The sequence below is a fragment of the Cupriavidus sp. GW822-FHT06G04 genome (genome assembly GCF_058799075.1).
The window spans coordinates 392,281-409,726 of sequence record NZ_JBXALD010000003.1; the positions used below are offsets into that span (position 1 = coordinate 392,281).

The following is a 17,446-nucleotide window of genomic DNA, read 5'->3' on the forward strand; positions in this document are numbered from 1 at the left end:
CCAGCCTGATCGCAGGCCTCTACTACTCTTCCAGCCAGGCGTGCTGTCGCCTGGCCGCGTCCTCGCCGATCTTGGCCGTATGGGCCGCTGCCTGTTCAAGCCAAGGCGCATGCGCCCTGGGAACGACCAGCATCGCCAAACCCAGTCCGTCCAACGCACGCAGGGCGTGCTCGAGATTGACGCCCTTGCCGTTCTCGAGCTTGGACAGCATGCCGACCGAGACCCCGCAATGTCTTGCCGCCTGGTCAATGGGCATCCTTTTCCCTGCCCGCGTTGCTCGAATGCGGTCGCCCAGTTGGTGAATGGTGCGAATCGTCGCACGCGACGGTGGCTTCGGATCAGGTAGTGGTCGTGGCATGGAGGTCGTTCTTGCAAAAGGAACACCAGCGTGGAGAGCGGTTTTCTGTGTTGTTTCACTATCGTGAAATTATACTCTCACAATGGCGGCCGGATGCCGGCAAAGATCTGCGCCTGCTAATAAGCACTTCGCAGAGGGTGGCAATTGCAGACACGGCATCGAAAGACCCCAGAAGAGACCGAACACTACGGTCCTGGACGCAACCTCCGTAGTCTCTACTGGGGCCAGGCCCCAACACCTTGACTGCTCTCGGGAGAGCTAGCGTTCTCTTCGCTGCGTCGGACCCGTCGCGATGAAAGGATGCTTAGAAAGCGGTGAAGCCCGTCAACGCGGATATCTCGCGCGTTGTCCGCAAGACCGGTATCAGGACAGGTGGAGGTTGATCGGTGCGAGTTTAACTTGATAGGACTGGGTGAACGATGACCTCATGTCCACGCGTCGCGGGCGCTCAAAGTGAGCGCTCATCTCATGGAAGAGCGCGCATCATGTTTGTTGAGGAAGCACAACAGCGCTAGGCCGGTGAATGCCGCTGCTGCTTCGATTCCAAGCAACATTCGAACGAGATCATTTGGCCACCCGTCAGCGGAAATGCTGACCAGCCGCCCGAGCACCAGGCCGCTGGTGAACACGACGTTGATCCACATCGAGGGCTTTCGCCACGCCTTCGAGAGTAGACCCAGGGCCAGCAACAGACTGATACCGAGATGCATGCCACCGTAGTTGGCACGGATCTCATTGAAGGCATTCACCGAATGGGGTTGCATATCGAGGCCCGCCATTGCCGTAGCGGGGTCGTGAAACGTATGCAAGCCAATTAGCAGGAAAGCCAGTGCCGAAACGGCCAGGTATATTTGAGAGAGGCGATGCATGAGTTGGCTCTCAGGTAGCGGACGTTGACGGAGTGGGTGTCGACTCACTGCCGGTCGGCTCGTTCCTGTCCACCGTCCATGTGTGGATGGGTTCATGACCACGGCGCACCCATTCCGGCGGCCGCCACAGGTGTTGCAGTCGCTGCCACACGGGCCCCGGTGACATCACGTCACGCCACATGTCGACAAACTCGTGGAGATTCAGCACCAGGATATTGTAGGACTTAATCTGTTGGGTGATGCCGTATTGCACCGTCTCCCGTTCTTCTTCGAAAGTGCCAAACATGCGATCGAAAATGATCAACATGCCACCGTAGTTCTTGTCGATATATTGGTCGTTTCGGCCATGATGGGCACGGTGATGGGACGGTGTATTGAAGATGTACTCAATCCAGCCAGGAAGGCGGCGGATCAGTTCGGTATGAATGAAATACTGATAGGACAGATTCACGGCCAGGATGAGTGCGACTGCGGCCGGCGGCACACCGAGGAGCACGGGAGGAAGGAAAAAGATGAAACTCCCAGCGACCACATTGAGCATCGATTGTCGTGCCGCCGTAGTGAAGTTCATGTTCTCGCCGGTATGATGAACGACGTGCGCCGCCCAAAACCAGCGGATTCGATGGCTGGCGCGATGAAACCAGTAGTAGCAGAACTCGACCGACAGAATGATTGGGAGAATGGTCCAACCGTCCACCGGGATATCAAACAAACGTTTTGAATATACCCACGCATAGATGGATCCTGTCACAAGAGCCACTCCCAGGGGCTCCATGATCTGGTAAGTGGTGCCCAATGCGATGTTCGCCCACACCTCTTTCCAGTTCAGTGTCGATTCGGCTCTACGCCTTCGATTGATCAGGGTCTCGAGACTGAATGCAATGATGAAGAGAGGAACCATGCTGAGCATGAACGCCTGCTTCCAATCCACGGACTTCCCAAATATGGAATGCAGCCAGTTCATCATATCGGACGGCAATTTAGACTCCTGTTCGCTTGGCTTGCCGACAGTTTGATCAAACTGGTGACCCTCCGCATTGACAGTCCTCGACACTTTCTTGACACTTCGCGACATTGTTCATTGTCATCCCATGTCCGCGCCCACCGCTTACTACGCCAGCACCTACGTGAACCTGCTTTTCGACTACTTGCAGGACCAAGGGCTGGATGCCGTGCATGTGCTGGGGGAATCCAGCCCTAATTGCCAGGAAGTGCGACTCTACGCGCTCGATCACTGGCGGCGTTTGCTTGAGCGTGCCGCCGAGGTTTGCAATGATCCGCTCCTCGGATTGCACGTTGGCCAGCGCATTGCGCCTGCGCATCTCGGCGTGCTTGGATACGCACTTGGGGCTTGCCCTGACGTCGGGGCTGTCTTGCAACGCTGGCAACAGTACGACCGTGTGGTTGCAAACGTAACGCCGGCGGAGCTAAGAACCGAAGGTAAGTCCGTCGTGATGACGTGGCCCCGTTCGACGGAACCAACGGGGCCGCTCGTTGACGAAACGGCCTTGGCTGCGATGACCCGTTTCACGCGAGCCATGACAGATGGTGATGTGAGGCTGGAGGAGGTGTGCTTTGTTAACGCAACACCTCAAGACACCACCCCTTATCTTGCATACTTCGGCTGCCCGGTGAAGTTCGACCAACCGGAGACGAGTCTGCGCTTCCCCGTCGACCTTTTGCAGGCGCCTCTGCGTCAACCTGATGAAGCGCTACTGCGAATCATGGAGCTTCAGGTACAGGCTCTGCTGGGTGCCATGCCGAAGATGGATGACATGGAACATGCCATCAGGCAAGCGGTAGCCGGGCTCGCGCGTCAAGGCGAAGTGAGCCTTGAAACAGTGGCTTCCTCCATGCACATGACCCCCCGCACGTTGCAGCGGCGACTCGACAAACTGGGTCTGAAATTTCGCGAGCTACGTGACGACACGAGACGCCGGATTGCAGAGAATTACCTAAAAGATCCACGGCTTTCGCTCGCTGAGGTGGCCTGGATACTTGGGTACTCGGAGCACAGTGCATTTACTCGCGCATTCCGGAGATGGACATCGCAGAGCCCGCAAGCCTGGCGCCGCGAAATGGATGCGTGATCCGCTACGGGCAACAGCGCAGTCGCCCATGTGATTGCAGCGCTGAAGGTTTTAGGCTGGCCTCCTCGGCCCAAGTCCCAAGCTCTCGCACCGGGTTGCATGGCCTTCCATCGCCGCTACGGCGGAGTAAGCGACCCGCCCTGGCCCGTCGCCTCACGTGGCGGAGAAGCTGTTGAGCTTCTACCCGACTCATCTTTGAGACGACGGGAAAGCAGGTACTTCCATGCCGTCTACTTACTGCGAATCACCTCGGTGATTGGCTCGAAATAGCAACCATATTTGACATCGCCCACCGTGTCACTCATTTGCATCTCCGCTGTGTTGACGCGAGCCTGGATCCCATCTGTGACGACCTGCGGGTCAGCGGCCTCGCAGTTATAGAGTGCCAGGTACTGCCACGGATGAGGCCCCGCTTTTCGCTGCTGCTCCGTGCGACTGAAGCGCTGTGCGCTCACCACGCCCGGTACGCGCAACACGTCTGGAAGGTGCTGCTCGGTATACCAGCGATTGAACTCTTCTTCACGCCCCGGAACCGCGTTCGTGAGTACCAGATAGGTGAACTTGACCATTCTTATCTCCTTAAGGTTATTGAAGTACAGGGAATGTCCAGCGGCCGATGCCCTGTGACGCGCCCGTGATGGGTATGTGTTGACTGGCGAGTCCCTTGTTCACGTGGTCCTCTTTGCTGGAACCCGCGCTTTGGCATTCCGGCGGTTTCGGCGCTTGAGAGAAAGGGTGTGGCCCAACGCTTCCATCAAACGACGCAAGCCCGTAGACGTTCCCATTCGATGCTGGGAAATCTATGCTGCAACCTTTCGTCCCCGTGTAAGGGGACAACCGGGAAGAAGGCGACGGAGCAAGCTCGAAACGCCAGTGAACAGAGTTCTCCGAAAACTTCAACGAGCGGATGTGCGTGAATTTCGTATCAAGTCTGCGGCCTTCTCTGCCATGGCCATAATGGGAAGGTTCGTGTTCCCACTGATGATCGTTGGCATCACAGATCCATCAATTACTCTCAAGTTCTCAACCCCGCGCACTTTCAACTCCTCGTCAACAACAGCGTTGTCGTCGACTCCCATGCGACACGTGCCAACCGGGTGATAGATGGTTTCCGCATGCGAGCGTATCCATGCCTTACGGGCTGCACCGGTGGAGAAAGCATCGATGTCGAGCCTTCGTTTGATGTACTTCCGGAGCGCCGGCTGGTCGACAATCTCGCACGTGCGTTCCACGCCGCGCACCAAACTCTCCAGGTCAGACTCGTCTGAGAGGAAGCGAGGGTCGATTCGGGGAGAATCGGACGGATCTGAAGAACGCAGTCGCAGCACGCCTCTACTTTTTGGACGCAGCTGGCATACGCGGACTGCAAATCCGTGGGGAACTTTTTCGTTAGGCGGTGGATTGCGCAGCGCAATGATCAGATGGGCCTGCCACTCAGGCAGATCCGGATTTCTGTCGGAGTTGTAAAATGCTCCTGCCTCAACGCCTTGAGAGGAAGCCGGCCCGCCTCCTGAAAGAAGATAGCGAGCTCCTGCCATTCCGCCTCTTACCAGGCCGATATAGGGCGTGAGCGTATTGGGCTGCGACGCTTCTAAGCGAATCGCGCAATCAAGATGGTCCTGAAGGTTCTCACCGACGCCTTGCAGATCGACCACGGGAGCGATACCAATCGACTGCAGATGTTTGGCCGGTCCGATCCCCGAAAGCATCAGGAGTTGCGGTGAGGCAATGGCCCCTGCTGTCAGAATCACTTCGCGGTCCGCGCGAAGCTCCACCTCCTCCCATCCATCCTCAATCACTACGCCTTGCGCTCGCTTTCCGGCAAGGAGAATCCTGCGGACTTTACAGTTCGCCATCAATGTCAGATTGGATCGGTTACCTGCTCGATCCAGGTAACGATAAGCACCGGATCGCTTTCCCTCGGCAATCGTAAGCTCGTAGAATCCTGCGCCTACCTGCGACGCCCCATTGAATCCGTTGTTCTCCGGCATACCGGCCGATACTGCGCTCTCTATGAACGCAGTCGATATGGCGTTTTGCTGCGTGCCGTATGACAGGCGAATCGGACCCGCGTACCCGCGATCGTCATTCCTCGCCTTCGTTACCAGTGATGCATCCTCAATCTTTCGAAAGTACGGACGAAGGGATTCATAGTCCCAGCCCGACAGGCCCTGAGATGCCCAGTTGTCGTAATCGGATCGGTTCCCCCGGATAGCAATCATGGAATTGATCGAGGATGAACCGCCCACCACCTTGCCCCGGGGTATATAAATATTCCGATTGTCCAGTTGTGTCTGGGGCTCCGTCCAATAGCGCCAGTTGAATTTTTGGCTCTTATAGAGAACCCGGATCCCTGCCGGCATCTGAACAAAGATGGATGACGCGGGAGCGCCCGCCTCTATCAGCAGTACCTTGACGCTGGGATCTTCACTCAGCCGAGAAGCGAGAACACACCCTGCCGAGCCGGCGCCGATAACAATGTAGTCGTATGTAGCGGTTTTCATAATCAGGAGATCACTCAACGCGAGCCGATGCCTTGAGCGCCATGCGCACGCGGCGAATGTGCTCGTCCGACTGTCCGAGCTCATCAATCGGTACTCGTGACGTTTCAGGAGACGCCAAGATGGCAAAAATAGACAACACTGCGCCCCCCATCATGAAATAGGCGGGTGATGAAGGGTTTCCGGTCAGCTTCGTCAGAGAAGCGCTGATTAAAGGAGCGGTGCCGCCAAATAGCACCATGGCCACGTTGTAGCCTACCGACATGGCGCTGTAGCGTGTGCGTGTCGGAAACAACTCCGTCATCATGCAGAACGGCGCGCTGCCATACATCCCCATCAATACCCCGACGCTAGCCATCGTGGCAATTACCACCTCTGGTGTCGAGCCCACGACGATCCGGAACAAAGGAAGCGCAACGACGAGGTATGCCAATGCCGCCGTAAAGGCGACGGGTCGTCGACCCACGCGGTCGGATAGCGCTGCAGCGAATGGGATCACAATCACTGAACCCAGAAAGGCCAGGCCGGACGCCGCTAGAGCTTGCCCGCTACTCAACCGTCCAGTTGACACGAGATAAGACGGGAGATACGCCAGGATCAAGTAGTAAGGGATGCCGTGTGAGATCGCTACGCCAAGACATTTGACAATGCTTCGCCAGTCGTCACGAAGGGCTTCGCGCAATGGTGCTTGTGCCGCGCCCTCGCGTTCCAAGTGCAACCGGAATGCCGGTGTTTCCTCGATGCGCAGCCGCAGCCAGAACGCACCCAACCCAATCGGACCAGCGATCAGGAAGGGCAATCGCCAGGCCCATGCCTCAACTGCCGTCTGACCAAAAATGCTGGTGATCGCCAGAACAAGACCGGATCCGCTCAACGCACCAATTCCAGCCGACATACCGAAGAACCCGATCACAACGCCACGCCGGCGTGTCGGGGCGTACTCGGCAAGGAATGCGAGTGCTCCACCTGCTTCGCCTCCCGCGGAAAATCCCTGAATCATGCGTAGGGCTACCAGCAGCAAAGGAGCGGCGATGCCAATCGCCTCGTATCCCGGTAGGACACCGACCAACCCCGTCGAAACGCTGATCAAACCAACGACAATCGCGAGCGTATCGCGCCGTCCAAGCCGGTCTCCCAGCGATCCAAAAAACAGAGCGCCGAGTGGTCGGGTAACGAATGCGACGGAGAATGCCGCGAAAGCCGCTATCAGGCTAACGATCGGGTCGCTGCTTGGGAAGAACACCTTCGCCAGGGTGGCGGAAAGATAGCCATACAACGAGTAGTCAAACCACTCCAGCATGTTTCCCACGGCGGCACCGGAGATCGGCTTGAGAACATCCCGGACCCGCTGGGGGGTGGGGGTCGAACCTCTTCGGGGATGATGTTGCATTGATTTTGTCTCCCCTTCTATAAGCAATGTTTGAAAAACCGAAGCGCGCTTACTCTTATTTGTGGTAAATATTAGGTAGCCTACCTATTACAATCAAATAGGCGTTTACCCTCCCATCAACGAAGTCAGGTGGCTGATTTTGAGCCGCAAATGACACTTTTACGCTTTATCTTGACAGACCATCGTGGCGACCTACGCTCTATGTAATCGATTGCATCGTGGAATGGGCTATGCGCCGATGCGAACGAGTGTTGAAAGACCTGCTTTTTTCTTGCGGTGGCCCCCCTAACTAAAGTCGATCACCCCGGAGGTAGCTATGTCACTGATGGCAGCGGTACGCGAGGCGTTCAATCAATGGGAGCGCTTTCGATTCATGTCGATGTTCGAGTACCTCAGTGCCGAGTTAGGGGAGAGCTGGAGCCTATTTATTTGATTTGTAGGCTGCCAAAGCGAGGTCGCTTCGGCTTTCTCGCTTGCCTTCTTGCACCGGCTTCACTGTCCCCCCGCGCCTCTTTAACAACGCGTCGTGAGGCTGCCCCCTTGGTCAGCGAGTGGTGGCGATCGCGCACTTCTAACCCCACGTCCATGCGGGTGTTTTTTCACGCCTATGCATAGGTAAGAACCGAAGCCCTGCGATCCCGACCTTACGGAAGGTCCCGGCGTCAAAGGTGGCCTCCAGCAGGTCCCAAGCGGGCCTCCGGCCGCGCCTCACTCGGTACCGACCTCTGTCGTCAGCCAGCCCGGCCGGACCGCATATCTACCCTGGGACGAGCTATAACAACCAGAAGGCAAACAGTCCTCGCGCATACCCAGTGGGTCACCGGCGGCATATCTTGACCACTGAAATCGGCGGTCGCCCGCCTTCAGGCCAACTGGGCTCCCCCAGTCTAGCCACGCCCTCCTCTCCCACCCCTGGTCCCGATCGAGATTTGTGACGCGAGGTCAATCCTCTGCACCGATTAGGGTAAACCCCTTTTGCATATAGTAGGTAGGCTACCTAATATGTACTCACAATTTCCCATCGGAGACATATTCATGACCGCCCCCCAAACCCCCACGCAGTCGACTGGCTGCCCGTTTCACGCGGCCTCACCTGCGCAGTCCACGTGTCCGATGCACGCTGGCGGGGACAGCGGCATCCCCGACTTTCCGCCCGAACGGGTCGATCCTTTGTCGCCGCCGCCGGTGTACTTCCAGATGCAGCAAGGAAGCGGCTTGGGGCAAGCTAGGCTCTGGGACGGAAAGATCGCCTGGCTGATTACGCGCTATGACGACGTCCGCTCGGTCCTGTCTGACCCTCGCTTTAGTTCTGACATTACGAATCCCGGCTATCCCACTGTCAGTGCTGCAATGAAAGTTGCCCGGGGTAGTAACCGGACCTTCATCACCATGGATGCACCCAAGCATGCAGAGCATCGGCGCATGCTGACAGGTGAATTCTCGATCCGCAAAATCGAGGCCCTTCGCCCGCGGATTCAGGCGATCGTAGACAAGCTGCTGGACGACTTCGCAACAAAGCCTCAACCCTCCGACCTGGTTAGCGCCTTTACGTTGGCTACGCCGGCATTGGCGATCTCAGAGTTGCTTGGCGTTCCGTACGAAGACCATGACTTCTTTCAGGAACTGGCGATGGTCCTGACGTCGAGTAGTGCGACGCTTGAGGAGGCCATCGCCGCAAATCATGAGTTGTGCGAGGTGTACCTGAAGGGCCTGGTGGCGAAGAGATCGGAGAACCCCGGGGAAGATATCCTCAGCCGCCTCATCGTCAATCACGTACGAAAGGGCGATATCACCGAAACGGACGTTGTTTCCCTTGCAAGGCTCTTGCTGATTGCCGGCCACGAGACCACGGCGAATACGACCGCAATGGGAGTGCTTTTCCTCCTGCAACGACCGGATATCTGGAATGAGCTTCGACAAGACACAAGCCTCGTTCCAAATGCGGTGGAAGAAATTCTGCGCTATCTGGATGTCACACATTCAGGAAAGCGTCGTGTCGCGACCGAGGACATTGTCGTGAACGGACAAATGATCCAGGCGGGCGACCCCGTTGTAGTGCTGAGTGTCTCGGCCAATCGCGACAGCTCGAAATTTGAAGATCCGAATGTGTTCGACCTTCGCCGAGATTCAAGGACGCAGGTCTCGTTCGGATACGGCCCGCATCAGTGCATCGGTCAACCCCTCGCACGGCTCGAAATGCAGATCATGTTCACCGCCTTGCTGGAGCGGTTTCCGAACCTCGAGCTTGCTGTTCCCGTGGAAAGCCTTGAGTTCAAGGGCGATTCACTCATGTATGGCGTCAAGGAACTCCCTGTTCGCTGGTAATCCCGACTTAAATGAGAAGCATCATGAAAATCACAATCTACCCCGAAAAGTGCTGCGGTTCTGGTCAATGTGTCGTCAACGCGCCGGATCTGTTCGACCAAAAGGACAATGGCATCGTCATTCTCTTGAACGCAGAGCCGTCGGCTGACCAATTCGAATCAGCACGCCTGGCGGCTGGCATCTGCCCAGCGCTCGCCATCGAGATTCACGAGGATCAGTGATGAACTCCCCCGAGCACATCGTCGTTGTCGGCGCCTCGGCCGCCGGCATCACGGCAGCACGAGCGCTGCGCGCACAGGGCTGGGGAGGGCGGCTCACGCTGATTGGAAAGGAAGGCGGCATGCCCTATGACCGCCCTCCTCTTTCAAAGCGGCTGATGGCAGGAGAATGTCCGGTAGAGGCGCTCAACCTTGTGTCCGAAGACGGCATGAAGGCGCTGAACCTGCACTACCTGGACGGGACATCGGCCACCGGCCTCGATACGGACGCCAGTTCACTGCAACTCAGCAACGGCTCCACACTTCAATATGATCGCTTGCTGATCGCCACGGGCGCGGACGCTCGAGTGATTCCCAACCTCAGCCAGGCGGCGAACTGCTACAGCCTGCGCAACTTAAACGACGCGCTGGCGATTCGGGAACATCTGACTGCCGGAAAGCGGGTACTAGTAGTCGGCGCGGGCTTCATCGGCACAGAGTTAGCGGCGATTGCAAAGACCAGCGGCTGTGAGGTGACCGTCATCGACAAGTCGAAAGTTCCTCTCGGGGCGCGAGTCGGGGATATCGTTGGGAAGCGGATCGAAAAACTCCATGAAGCCAACGGCGTGGTTTTCCACAACGACTGCGAACTCAGGGAGGTGAAATGGCGTGACCGCACCATTACCGAAGTCCGCTTGGACACTGGGGTTGTGATTGCTTGCGACGTAATTGTTGTGGCTATCGGCGCAGTTCCCAGCGTGCAGTGGTGCAGCGGATTAAACATCCGCAGCGGCGTAGTCTGCAATGAATACTGTGAAGCAGCCCCGAACGTATATGCCGCCGGCGATGCTGCAGAGTGGTTTCACAAAGGCTACGGCGAGCACATGCGTATTGAACACCGGACGAATGCAAGCGAACAGGCGATGGCCGCGGCAAAGAACATGCTCGGCTCTCGCGTTGAATACGCTCCGCTGCCGTTCTTCTGGTCGGATCAGTACCAGGTCCAAATCCACAGCTACGGACGCATCGGCCCTCAATACACCGTTGAAGTTGTCGAAGGGGATCAACTGAAAGACGACTCCTGCATCTTTCGCTACTACCAGGGAGACGTTTTGATGGGCGTTCTTAGTTGGAACGCCAGTAGAAAAGCGCGTGAGCACATCAAGCTGTTGAAGGAGGAGTGGACGAAGAGCCACGCTCCAGCTGCGGTAGCAGGTTAAGGCTGTATTTCATAATAAAAGAGGAGACAACATGACAAAACCCGCTTCGGCTATCCGCAGAGCAGTCCTACTCTGCTCCCTGGCCCTGCCCTCCATCCTGTACGCCCAGCAATCTGGCCCGTTGCCGGTCCGGCTCTTTGTTGGCTACGGACCGGGCGGTGGCACCGACGTAGTTGCACGCGCAGTTGGCGAAGAGCTGGCAAAAATCTGGAATCGGCCCGTAATCGTCGAAAATCGGCCAGGCGCAAACGGGGCGATCGCCAGCAAGGCTGTCGCGCGAGCTGAACCGGACGGTTCGATCCTTCTGGTCATGCCCCCGTCCACGTTGATCATCGACGCAAACTTGCGCCCCACTGTTGCTGTCGATCCCACCAAGGAACTCACCCTTGTGAGCGGGCTAGCCGCAACCCCACTCGTTGTGGTGACCCCGGCTTCCGCGCCATACAACAACCTCGCTGACCTCATTAAGGCAGCTCGTGCGGCCAACGGGAAGTTCACGTACGGATGGGCCAACTTGGGCATGCGTGTCGGTATGGAGGAGTTCGCGCAAAAGACCGGGGTAAAGATGACCCCAGTCGGCTACAAGAGTGCTGGGCAAAGTGTCCCCGCTATCGTTTCAGGCGAGATCGATATGCTCATGATCGATATGGCACCGATCGCGCAACTCGTTAAGGCTGGAAAAGTGAAGGCCTTTGCCGTGTCGACGCCAGAACGCTCGCCTATGCTGCCAAACGTCCCTACATTCAAGGAAGCGGGGATTGACGTCCAGCTTACGGGAACCATCGCCCTGTATGCGCCTGCCAAGATGCCCCAGAACGCAATCAAAAAAATGCAGAGCGATGTCGCTACGATTTTGAAGAACGGCGAGCTTCGCACGCGGATGCAAGGCACTGGAATGGAAGTCATTACGCAGTCCCCGGAGGATTTCGAGGGCTACCTTAAGCAGCGCAAGAAGAGCATTGATGCAGTAATTAAGGTCGGTGATTTTAAGCTCGAATAGATCGACCTCCGTCACAAGCACAGAATTTCGTAGCTAACCTCTTAGTCATTGGAGTACACGCTGTGTATCCAGAATTATCCCTTTACATCAATGGCGAATTTCTCGGCATTGAAGGCCGGCGACACCAGGACGTAGTCAATCCTGCGACGGAGGAGGTCGTTGGGCGACTGCCGCTCGCCACCCGCGAGGACCTCGACACCGCCGTCGAGGCGGCTCATCGAGCTTTCCTGACGTGGCGCGACTCATCGCCTTTGGAACGCAGTGCAATCTTGCGTAAAGTTGCGGAGCTCGCCCGTCAAAGGGCGCCGGAAATCGGCCGCAACATGACCATTGACCAGGGGAAGCCTCTGCACGAAGCCGTGGGCGAAGTAACGGTTTGTGCAGAGCATGCGGACTGGCATGCAGAAGAGGCTCGGCGGATCTACGGCCGCGTGATCCCCAGCCGCAACCCTAACGTCCGCCAGCTCGTGCTACGTCAGCCGGTCGGAGTCTGCGCAGCCTTCACCCCTTGGAATTTTCCCTTCAATCAGGCGATCCGGAAAATCTCTGCCGCGCTTGGCGCAGGCTGTACGATCATTCTGAAGGGACCAGAAGAGACACCGAGTGCCGTGCTGGCGATCGCTCAACTGTTCCATGATGCGGGCCTTCCTCCTGGTTGCTTAAACATTGTATTTGGCGTCCCGGCGGAGGTGTCAGCACACCTCATTGCATCTCCGCTGGTCCAGAAGATCTCCTTTACGGGGTCCACTGCTGTTGGCAAACAACTAGCAGCTCTAGCAGGATCCCATATGAAGCGAATCACTATGGAGCTTGGTGGTCACTCCCCTGCAATCGTCTTCGACGATGCGGATGTCGATACCGCCGCCGAGATGCTTGCAAACTACAAGCTGCGAAACGCTGGTCAGGTATGCGTCTCGCCCTCCCGCTTCTTCGTCCAGCGCGGGGCTTACGATAGGTTCCTCAGGCGTTTTACGGACGTCATTGGCGCAGTGCGGGTCGGCAACGGTATAGACAGCTCGACACAGATGGGACCGCTCGCAAACCAACGCCGTGTTGCTGCAATGGAAGGGTTGATTGCCGACTCCAAAGCGCGCGGCGGAAAGGTTGTCGTGGGAGGGACCAGGTGCAGCGACACAGGACATTTCTTCGCGCCCAGCGTCGTTATAGACATTTCAGACGACTCCATGCTCATGACTTGCGAGCCATTCGGCCCTGTCGCCCCGGTTGTAACGTTCGACGATCTGGATGAGGTGCTGGCACGGGCGAACAAACTGACTTACGGCCTGTCGTCTTACGTGTTTACCGAGTCAGCGAAGACAGCGCATGCTGTCTCTACCCGCCTTGAGGCCGGCATGGTCAACATCAACCACTTTGGAAGCGCTCTCGCCGAAACACCGTTTGGAGGCATTAAAGATAGCGGTATCGGGAGTGAGGGTGGGACCGAGACGTTCGACGGCTATCTCGTCACGAAATTTGTAACTCAAGTGTAGATCGGGGGCCGCAAAGGGCGATACGTCGCCCTTTCCCCCGAAGCTACGTTCCCAGTCAGGTTTTGGCGCCTAAGTGAGTGTTAGGCGCCTTTTTTATTAGCGTATAGGTCGCGGCAGTGCGCCCCATATTGGGCGATGCGGTTGCTCTCGGCGACTCTGACAACTCCCTGCATGGCTCCGCAGTTGCAGCGCAAGCGCGGCCGGCTAGCGATAAGCCTTCTCGAATCGTGTCGTCTTCCAGGAAGATTTCGTTGGTATTACTCGTGGTCCAGCCACGGTTCTCTTTTGAACATCTTATCGATGATGGGGAACATCGCGATCACCGTCTGCAACTCCTCGGGCGTCAATCCCTCCATGCGCTTGCCCAGTGCCGCCGTCCGCTGTGCGGCCAATTTGCCGGCCACAGCCCGGCCTTCATCAGTAATCTGAATCATGTTGTTGTACGAGCCGACGGGTGCGGAGCGCGCGATTAACTCGGCGTCGACCATCCGCCCGACAATCTGCGTCATCGTAGGCAATCTGACGCCTTCATTCCTGGCCAGATCGCTAACTCGCATCGGCCCTCTTACGAGCAATGCACTAAGAACAGCGCTCTGCGCGGGGGGCACGTGCGCCGCTCTCATTTCCCGCCGCAGCGCTACAACGATCCGCATCAAGCGGGGTCTAAGTTCGTCCGCAAGCATTTCAACCGTAGGTTCTGTCATGTCTACAAAAAGGGGGCAATCACTGAGCAGATGATATAACGATTCAGTGAAGAATGATCGCGCGAAGTACCTGGAGGCACCGAGTCGATATGGTCCGACTGGTGAGGGTAGCGACCACGCAGACAGCGGCGGCGCGTGAAGGGGTTCTGTGCCTGTGGCCGGGTAGCAACTCAAGGCCGGGCCTTGTCGCGTTCGTTCGCGATGGCCGGAGCACCAATCTTGATGGAGAGGGATGACGAGACGAGGCGCTGGCTGGCGCTCTCGTCTCAAGGCGTCGACGCTTGATCCGCCGACGCGCGGAGCTTGCTAACTCAGCTTGACCAGGTCCTTCTTGTACGTCTTCGCCTTGTTAATGTAGTCGTCAGCGTTCTTCTCGATCGCAGCTTTGACTTCCTCCGTTAGTTCACGTACCTGCTTTGCAGGTGTGCCCATGACCAAGCCTCCTGCCGGGAAGTTCTTGCGCTCGCCGATCAAGGATCCGGCCCCCACGAGGCATTGTTGTCCGAGTTCGGATCCATTCAGGATCACAGCCTGAATGCCGACCAGACTACGTGCTCCGACCTTGCAACCGTGAAGCATCGCCTGGTGTCCAATGGAGACCATCTCGCCTACCTCGACGGGAAAGCCAGGATCGGTGTGCAACACAGCCCCCTCCTGGACGTTCACGCCTCGCCTAATCGTGATCTTTTCATTGTCGCCGCGGATCACAGCGCCGGGCCAGATGGACACGTCTTCGGCGATTTCCACGTCGCCGATGATTACCGCATGCTCGGATACATACGAGCTCGGATGAATTGTCGGTTCTTTCTCTCCAATTCGATAGATCGCCACAAAATGCTCCTCTTATCTTGATGTGACTAACTTTTCGCCGACCGCGTTACTTGCAGGAGGCGAAACACTACTGCATGGGCCGCTCTCGCAGCCCGTGCCGACTTCGACGCCGTTTCTTGCCCTGCCGCTAGATAAATACTTGTTCCTCTGGTTGGACTGCCGGCTCGATTGCATCATCCAGTACCTCGATCCAGTGCTTTACTGGCGTGGGCGTTCCACTTTGCAAATGCTGGATGCAACCGATGTTCGCGGACACGATGCAGTCAGGTTGCTTCTCGCTCAGATGCTCGATCTTGCGGTCTCTGAGCTGGAGTGAAATTTCGGGCTGCAGAACGGAGTAGGTGCCGGCTGAGCCGCAACAAAGGTGACTCTCCACGCTGGCACGATGAACGGAAAAGCCCAACTGTCCCAGATGCTCCTCCACCACTCCCCGCAGCTTCTGGCCGTGTTGCAGCGTGCACGGCGGATGGAACGCCAAGGCCGGCTTGTCGCACGCTTTGACTTTGCCGCGCAGTCTTGGCAGAAGTTCAGGAAGCAATTCGCTCAGGTCGCGGGTCAACTCGCTAACCCGAGCTGCCTTCTCGGCGTACTCCGCGTCATGCTTTAGCAAGTCGGCGTAGTCCTTCACGGTCGCGCCGCAGCCGGACGCGTTCATGACAATTGCCTCGACTTCACCGCTGGAAATCGCCGGCCACCAGGCGTCGATGTTTCTGCGCATATCATCGAGGCCGCCCTTGTGATCTCCGGTGTGCAGCCGGATCGCGCCACAGCAACCGGCTCGAGGAACACTTACAACCTGAAAGTCGGCTGCATCGAGTACCCGCGCGGTCGCAGAATTGATGTTCGGCATCATCGCCGGCTGCACACAACCTTCGAGCATGAGCACTTTCCTGGCGTGGCGGCGCGTTGGGCGCTGACCCGCAGGTCTGCTCGGCGTAAGCTTGTTGGCGAGCTTGGAAGGAAGTAGCGGCCGAACCATTCGGCCAATCTTCATGGCCGGCAAGAACAATGGCGAAGTTAGCCCCTCACGCAGCAGCCAACGCACCGCGCGGTCTTTTGGCGGACGAGGAATTCGCTCATCGACTAGCTTCCGCCCAATGTGAACTAGCTTGCCGTACTCGACACCGCTGGGACAGGTGCTTTCACAGTTCCGGCACGTCAAGCAGCGGTCTAGATTCTGTTGGGTGCTTGCTGTGACCTCTTCCCCCTCAAGCAACTGCTTCATCAAGTAGATGCGTCCCCGGGGTCCGTTACGTTCATCGCCCAGAAGCAGGTAAGTCGGACACGTTGCCGTACAAAAGCCGCAATGCACGCACTTGCGCAGAATCTCTTCGGCCTCCGCCCCTTCTGGAGTGTTGGCAAACTCATGACTTAGTTTTGTCTGCATATGGAGCCCCTTACAGGCCGGGGTAGAGTCGACCAACATTGAAGATGCCATCGGGATCAAACGCTTGCTTGAGATTGCGATGAATCTCGAAGAGCGCATCGCTCGGTGGCGTGAACACGCCGCTCCTATGATGCGGATCCCTGAACAGCGTGGCGTGACCACCAAGCGATGACGCCATTTCCCGAACGTCCTCGATGGGATCGTCGGTGTATAGCCATCTCAATGCACCACCCCATTCAATAAGCTGATTCGCGGCCAAGAAGGGTTGGGAGACTGCCGGAACGGAAACACGCCAGAGAGGCGCGTCGCTCTGTGAAAAGAAGTCGTGGCGGTGGTCGCGGACGGCATCCCACCAGGACAACGCTTCGTCTGGTTCCAGCTCAGTCCCGCCCAAACGCTTTCTGGCTTCCGTGACAGCAGAGGCTGCACCACTCAGTCGGAGGAACAGCTTTCCGTCGTGCCAGGCACTCGCATTGACTGGCAATGCTTGCCGAGTCAGCCCGTTTAAGAGAGACAACGCCCCTGCTTCGTCGCGTTCAATGAACAGGGTGATCCTCGATGAATGAATGGGCAGAACCTTCAGCGAGACCTCACAGATAACACCGAGTATTCCCATTGAGCCCGCCAGGAGACGCGAAACGTCATAACCGGCAACGTTCTTCATCACTTGCCCGCCGAATGTCAGAAGCTCGCCTTTGCCGTTAATCATGGTCGCGCCGAGAACGAAGTCCCGAATGGACCCTACCCCGACGCGTGCTGGCCCGCTCAGACCTGCCGCGACCGCTCCTCCGACAGTACTTCCTTTAGCAAAGCGTGGCGGCTCAAAGGCAAGGTACTGATTGTGCTCGGCCAGCACGGCCTCAAGTTCTTCTAGCGGTGTGCCTGCACGAGCGGTGACAACCAGCTCAGACGGTTCATAGCTGCAAATTCCGCTGAGGCGCCGGACATCACACGGTTCACCCGACGGCTCTTCACCGTAGAAGCATTTCGTACCGCCGCCAACGATGTTGAGAGAGGTCTTCGTTTTTCTTGCATGCAGGACTGTCTCAATCAGATGAGACACTTCCGTGGGGATCGTCGTCAT

General features: G+C 57.4%; 16 protein-coding genes. 6 read left to right on the top strand and 10 right to left on the bottom strand.

From position 1 onward, the window contains the following. Positions 1-22: 22 nt before the first annotated feature. The 3 genes from AC1RKI_RS09060 to AC1RKI_RS09070 form a co-directional block, all read right to left on the bottom strand. On the bottom strand, positions 23-358 hold the full coding sequence (locus tag AC1RKI_RS09060; protein WP_043355318.1) for a helix-turn-helix domain-containing protein: 336 nt from the start codon (positions 356-358) through the stop codon (positions 23-25). Positions 359-819: 461 nt separating this feature from the next. Continuing rightward, positions 820-1,227 carry a DUF4345 domain-containing protein gene (locus AC1RKI_RS09065; RefSeq protein ID WP_043355321.1) on the bottom strand — a complete coding sequence of 136 codons (408 nt, stop codon included), beginning with the start codon at positions 1,225-1,227 and terminating at the stop codon, positions 820-822. Between the two features lie 10 nt (positions 1,228-1,237). Further along, positions 1,238-2,302, bottom strand: a complete 1,065-nt coding sequence (locus AC1RKI_RS09070) for a sterol desaturase family protein (protein ID WP_306418434.1) — start codon at positions 2,300-2,302, stop codon at positions 1,238-1,240. A 16-nt stretch (positions 2,303-2,318) separates the two neighbouring features. Between AC1RKI_RS09070 and AC1RKI_RS09075 the strand changes: the two genes are divergently transcribed. Continuing rightward, on the top strand, positions 2,319-3,317 hold the full coding sequence (locus tag AC1RKI_RS09075) for an AraC family transcriptional regulator (RefSeq protein ID WP_043355323.1): 999 nt from the start codon (positions 2,319-2,321) through the stop codon (positions 3,315-3,317). 230 nt (positions 3,318-3,547) lie between these two features. Here AC1RKI_RS09075 and AC1RKI_RS09080 read toward each other — a convergent pair whose 3' ends face one another. The 3 genes from AC1RKI_RS09080 to AC1RKI_RS09090 all read right to left on the bottom strand — a co-directional run bounded on the left by AC1RKI_RS09080 (position 3,548) and on the right by AC1RKI_RS09090 (position 7,208). Further along, positions 3,548-3,886 (bottom strand): EthD domain-containing protein, encoded by a 339-nt coding sequence (locus tag AC1RKI_RS09080; RefSeq protein ID WP_052495067.1) that lies wholly within the window; start codon positions 3,884-3,886, stop codon positions 3,548-3,550. 327 nt (positions 3,887-4,213) lie between these two features. After that, entirely contained in the window at positions 4,214-5,839 is a 1,626-nt protein-coding gene (locus AC1RKI_RS09085; RefSeq protein WP_196765235.1) for a GMC family oxidoreductase, read from the bottom strand. Further along, positions 5,832-7,208 carry an MFS transporter gene (locus tag AC1RKI_RS09090; RefSeq protein WP_063778466.1) on the bottom strand — a complete coding sequence of 459 codons (1,377 nt, stop codon included), beginning with the start codon at positions 7,206-7,208 and terminating at the stop codon, positions 5,832-5,834. Before AC1RKI_RS09090 ends, AC1RKI_RS09085 begins: the two co-directional genes overlap by 8 nt. A gap of 1,035 nt (positions 7,209-8,243) precedes the next feature. Here AC1RKI_RS09090 and AC1RKI_RS09095 point away from each other — a divergent pair. The 5 genes from AC1RKI_RS09095 to AC1RKI_RS09115 all read left to right on the top strand — a co-directional run bounded on the left by AC1RKI_RS09095 (position 8,244) and on the right by AC1RKI_RS09115 (position 13,440). Continuing rightward, positions 8,244-9,533 carry a cytochrome P450 gene (locus tag AC1RKI_RS09095; protein ID WP_196765234.1) on the top strand — a complete coding sequence of 430 codons (1,290 nt, stop codon included), beginning with the start codon at positions 8,244-8,246 and terminating at the stop codon, positions 9,531-9,533. 23 nt (positions 9,534-9,556) lie between these two features. After that, positions 9,557-9,754, top strand: coding sequence for a ferredoxin (locus AC1RKI_RS09100; protein ID WP_043355325.1), 198 nt, complete (start codon positions 9,557-9,559; stop codon positions 9,752-9,754). Then, complete coding sequence (locus tag AC1RKI_RS09105) at positions 9,754-10,950, top strand: NAD(P)/FAD-dependent oxidoreductase (RefSeq protein WP_052495069.1); 1,197 nt, start codon at positions 9,754-9,756, stop codon at positions 10,948-10,950. Before AC1RKI_RS09100 ends, AC1RKI_RS09105 begins: the two co-directional genes overlap by 1 nt. 31 nt (positions 10,951-10,981) lie before the next feature. Then, positions 10,982-11,950 (top strand): Bug family tripartite tricarboxylate transporter substrate binding protein, encoded by a 969-nt coding sequence (locus AC1RKI_RS09110; RefSeq protein ID WP_043355327.1) that lies wholly within the window; start codon positions 10,982-10,984, stop codon positions 11,948-11,950. Positions 11,951-12,012: 62 nt separating this feature from the next. Continuing rightward, on the top strand, positions 12,013-13,440 hold the full coding sequence (locus AC1RKI_RS09115) for an NAD-dependent succinate-semialdehyde dehydrogenase (protein WP_043355329.1): 1,428 nt from the start codon (positions 12,013-12,015) through the stop codon (positions 13,438-13,440). A 257-nt stretch (positions 13,441-13,697) separates the two neighbouring features. Here AC1RKI_RS09115 and AC1RKI_RS09120 read toward each other — a convergent pair whose 3' ends face one another. The 4 genes from AC1RKI_RS09120 to glcE all read right to left on the bottom strand — a co-directional run bounded on the left by AC1RKI_RS09120 (position 13,698) and on the right by glcE (position 17,446). After that, positions 13,698-14,144 carry a MarR family winged helix-turn-helix transcriptional regulator gene (locus AC1RKI_RS09120; RefSeq protein WP_081050314.1) on the bottom strand — a complete coding sequence of 149 codons (447 nt, stop codon included), beginning with the start codon at positions 14,142-14,144 and terminating at the stop codon, positions 13,698-13,700. A 306-nt stretch (positions 14,145-14,450) separates the two neighbouring features. Next, positions 14,451-14,975 carry a gamma carbonic anhydrase family protein gene (locus AC1RKI_RS09125; RefSeq protein WP_043355330.1) on the bottom strand — a complete coding sequence of 175 codons (525 nt, stop codon included), beginning with the start codon at positions 14,973-14,975 and terminating at the stop codon, positions 14,451-14,453. Between the two features lie 127 nt (positions 14,976-15,102). Then, a complete protein-coding gene (gene glcF / locus AC1RKI_RS09130) occupies positions 15,103-16,362 on the bottom strand; it encodes a glycolate oxidase subunit GlcF (protein ID WP_043358198.1) in 1,260 nt (419 codons plus the stop codon). 10 nt (positions 16,363-16,372) lie between these two features. Next, entirely contained in the window at positions 16,373-17,446 is a 1,074-nt protein-coding gene (gene glcE, locus AC1RKI_RS09135) for a glycolate oxidase subunit GlcE (RefSeq protein WP_043355335.1), read from the bottom strand.

Excerpts from the sequence above, each read along its gene's own strand:
- AC1RKI_RS09060 (WP_043355318.1), bottom strand. The coding sequence starts at position 358 with ATGCCACGACCACTACCTGATCCGAAGCCACCGTCGCGTGCGACGATT.
- AC1RKI_RS09065 (WP_043355321.1), bottom strand. The coding sequence starts at position 1,227 with ATGCATCGCCTCTCTCAAATATACCTGGCCGTTTCGGCACTGGCTTTC.
- AC1RKI_RS09070 (WP_306418434.1), bottom strand. The coding sequence starts at position 2,302 with ATGTCGCGAAGTGTCAAGAAAGTGTCGAGGACTGTCAATGCGGAGGGT.
- AC1RKI_RS09075 (WP_043355323.1), top strand. The coding sequence starts at position 2,319 with ATGTCCGCGCCCACCGCTTACTACGCCAGCACCTACGTGAACCTGCTT.
- AC1RKI_RS09080 (WP_052495067.1), bottom strand. The coding sequence starts at position 3,886 with ATGGTCAAGTTCACCTATCTGGTACTCACGAACGCGGTTCCGGGGCGT.
- AC1RKI_RS09090 (WP_063778466.1), bottom strand. The coding sequence starts at position 7,208 with ATGCAACATCATCCCCGAAGAGGTTCGACCCCCACCCCCCAGCGGGTC.
- AC1RKI_RS09095 (WP_196765234.1), top strand. The coding sequence starts at position 8,244 with ATGACCGCCCCCCAAACCCCCACGCAGTCGACTGGCTGCCCGTTTCAC.
- AC1RKI_RS09100 (WP_043355325.1), top strand. The coding sequence starts at position 9,557 with ATGAAAATCACAATCTACCCCGAAAAGTGCTGCGGTTCTGGTCAATGT.
- AC1RKI_RS09105 (WP_052495069.1), top strand. The coding sequence starts at position 9,754 with ATGAACTCCCCCGAGCACATCGTCGTTGTCGGCGCCTCGGCCGCCGGC.
- AC1RKI_RS09110 (WP_043355327.1), top strand. The coding sequence starts at position 10,982 with ATGACAAAACCCGCTTCGGCTATCCGCAGAGCAGTCCTACTCTGCTCC.
- AC1RKI_RS09120 (WP_081050314.1), bottom strand. The coding sequence starts at position 14,144 with ATGACAGAACCTACGGTTGAAATGCTTGCGGACGAACTTAGACCCCGC.
- glcF (WP_043358198.1), bottom strand. The coding sequence starts at position 16,362 with ATGCAGACAAAACTAAGTCATGAGTTTGCCAACACTCCAGAAGGGGCG.
- glcE (WP_043355335.1), bottom strand. The coding sequence starts at position 17,446 with ATGACGACGATCCCCACGGAAGTGTCTCATCTGATTGAGACAGTCCTG.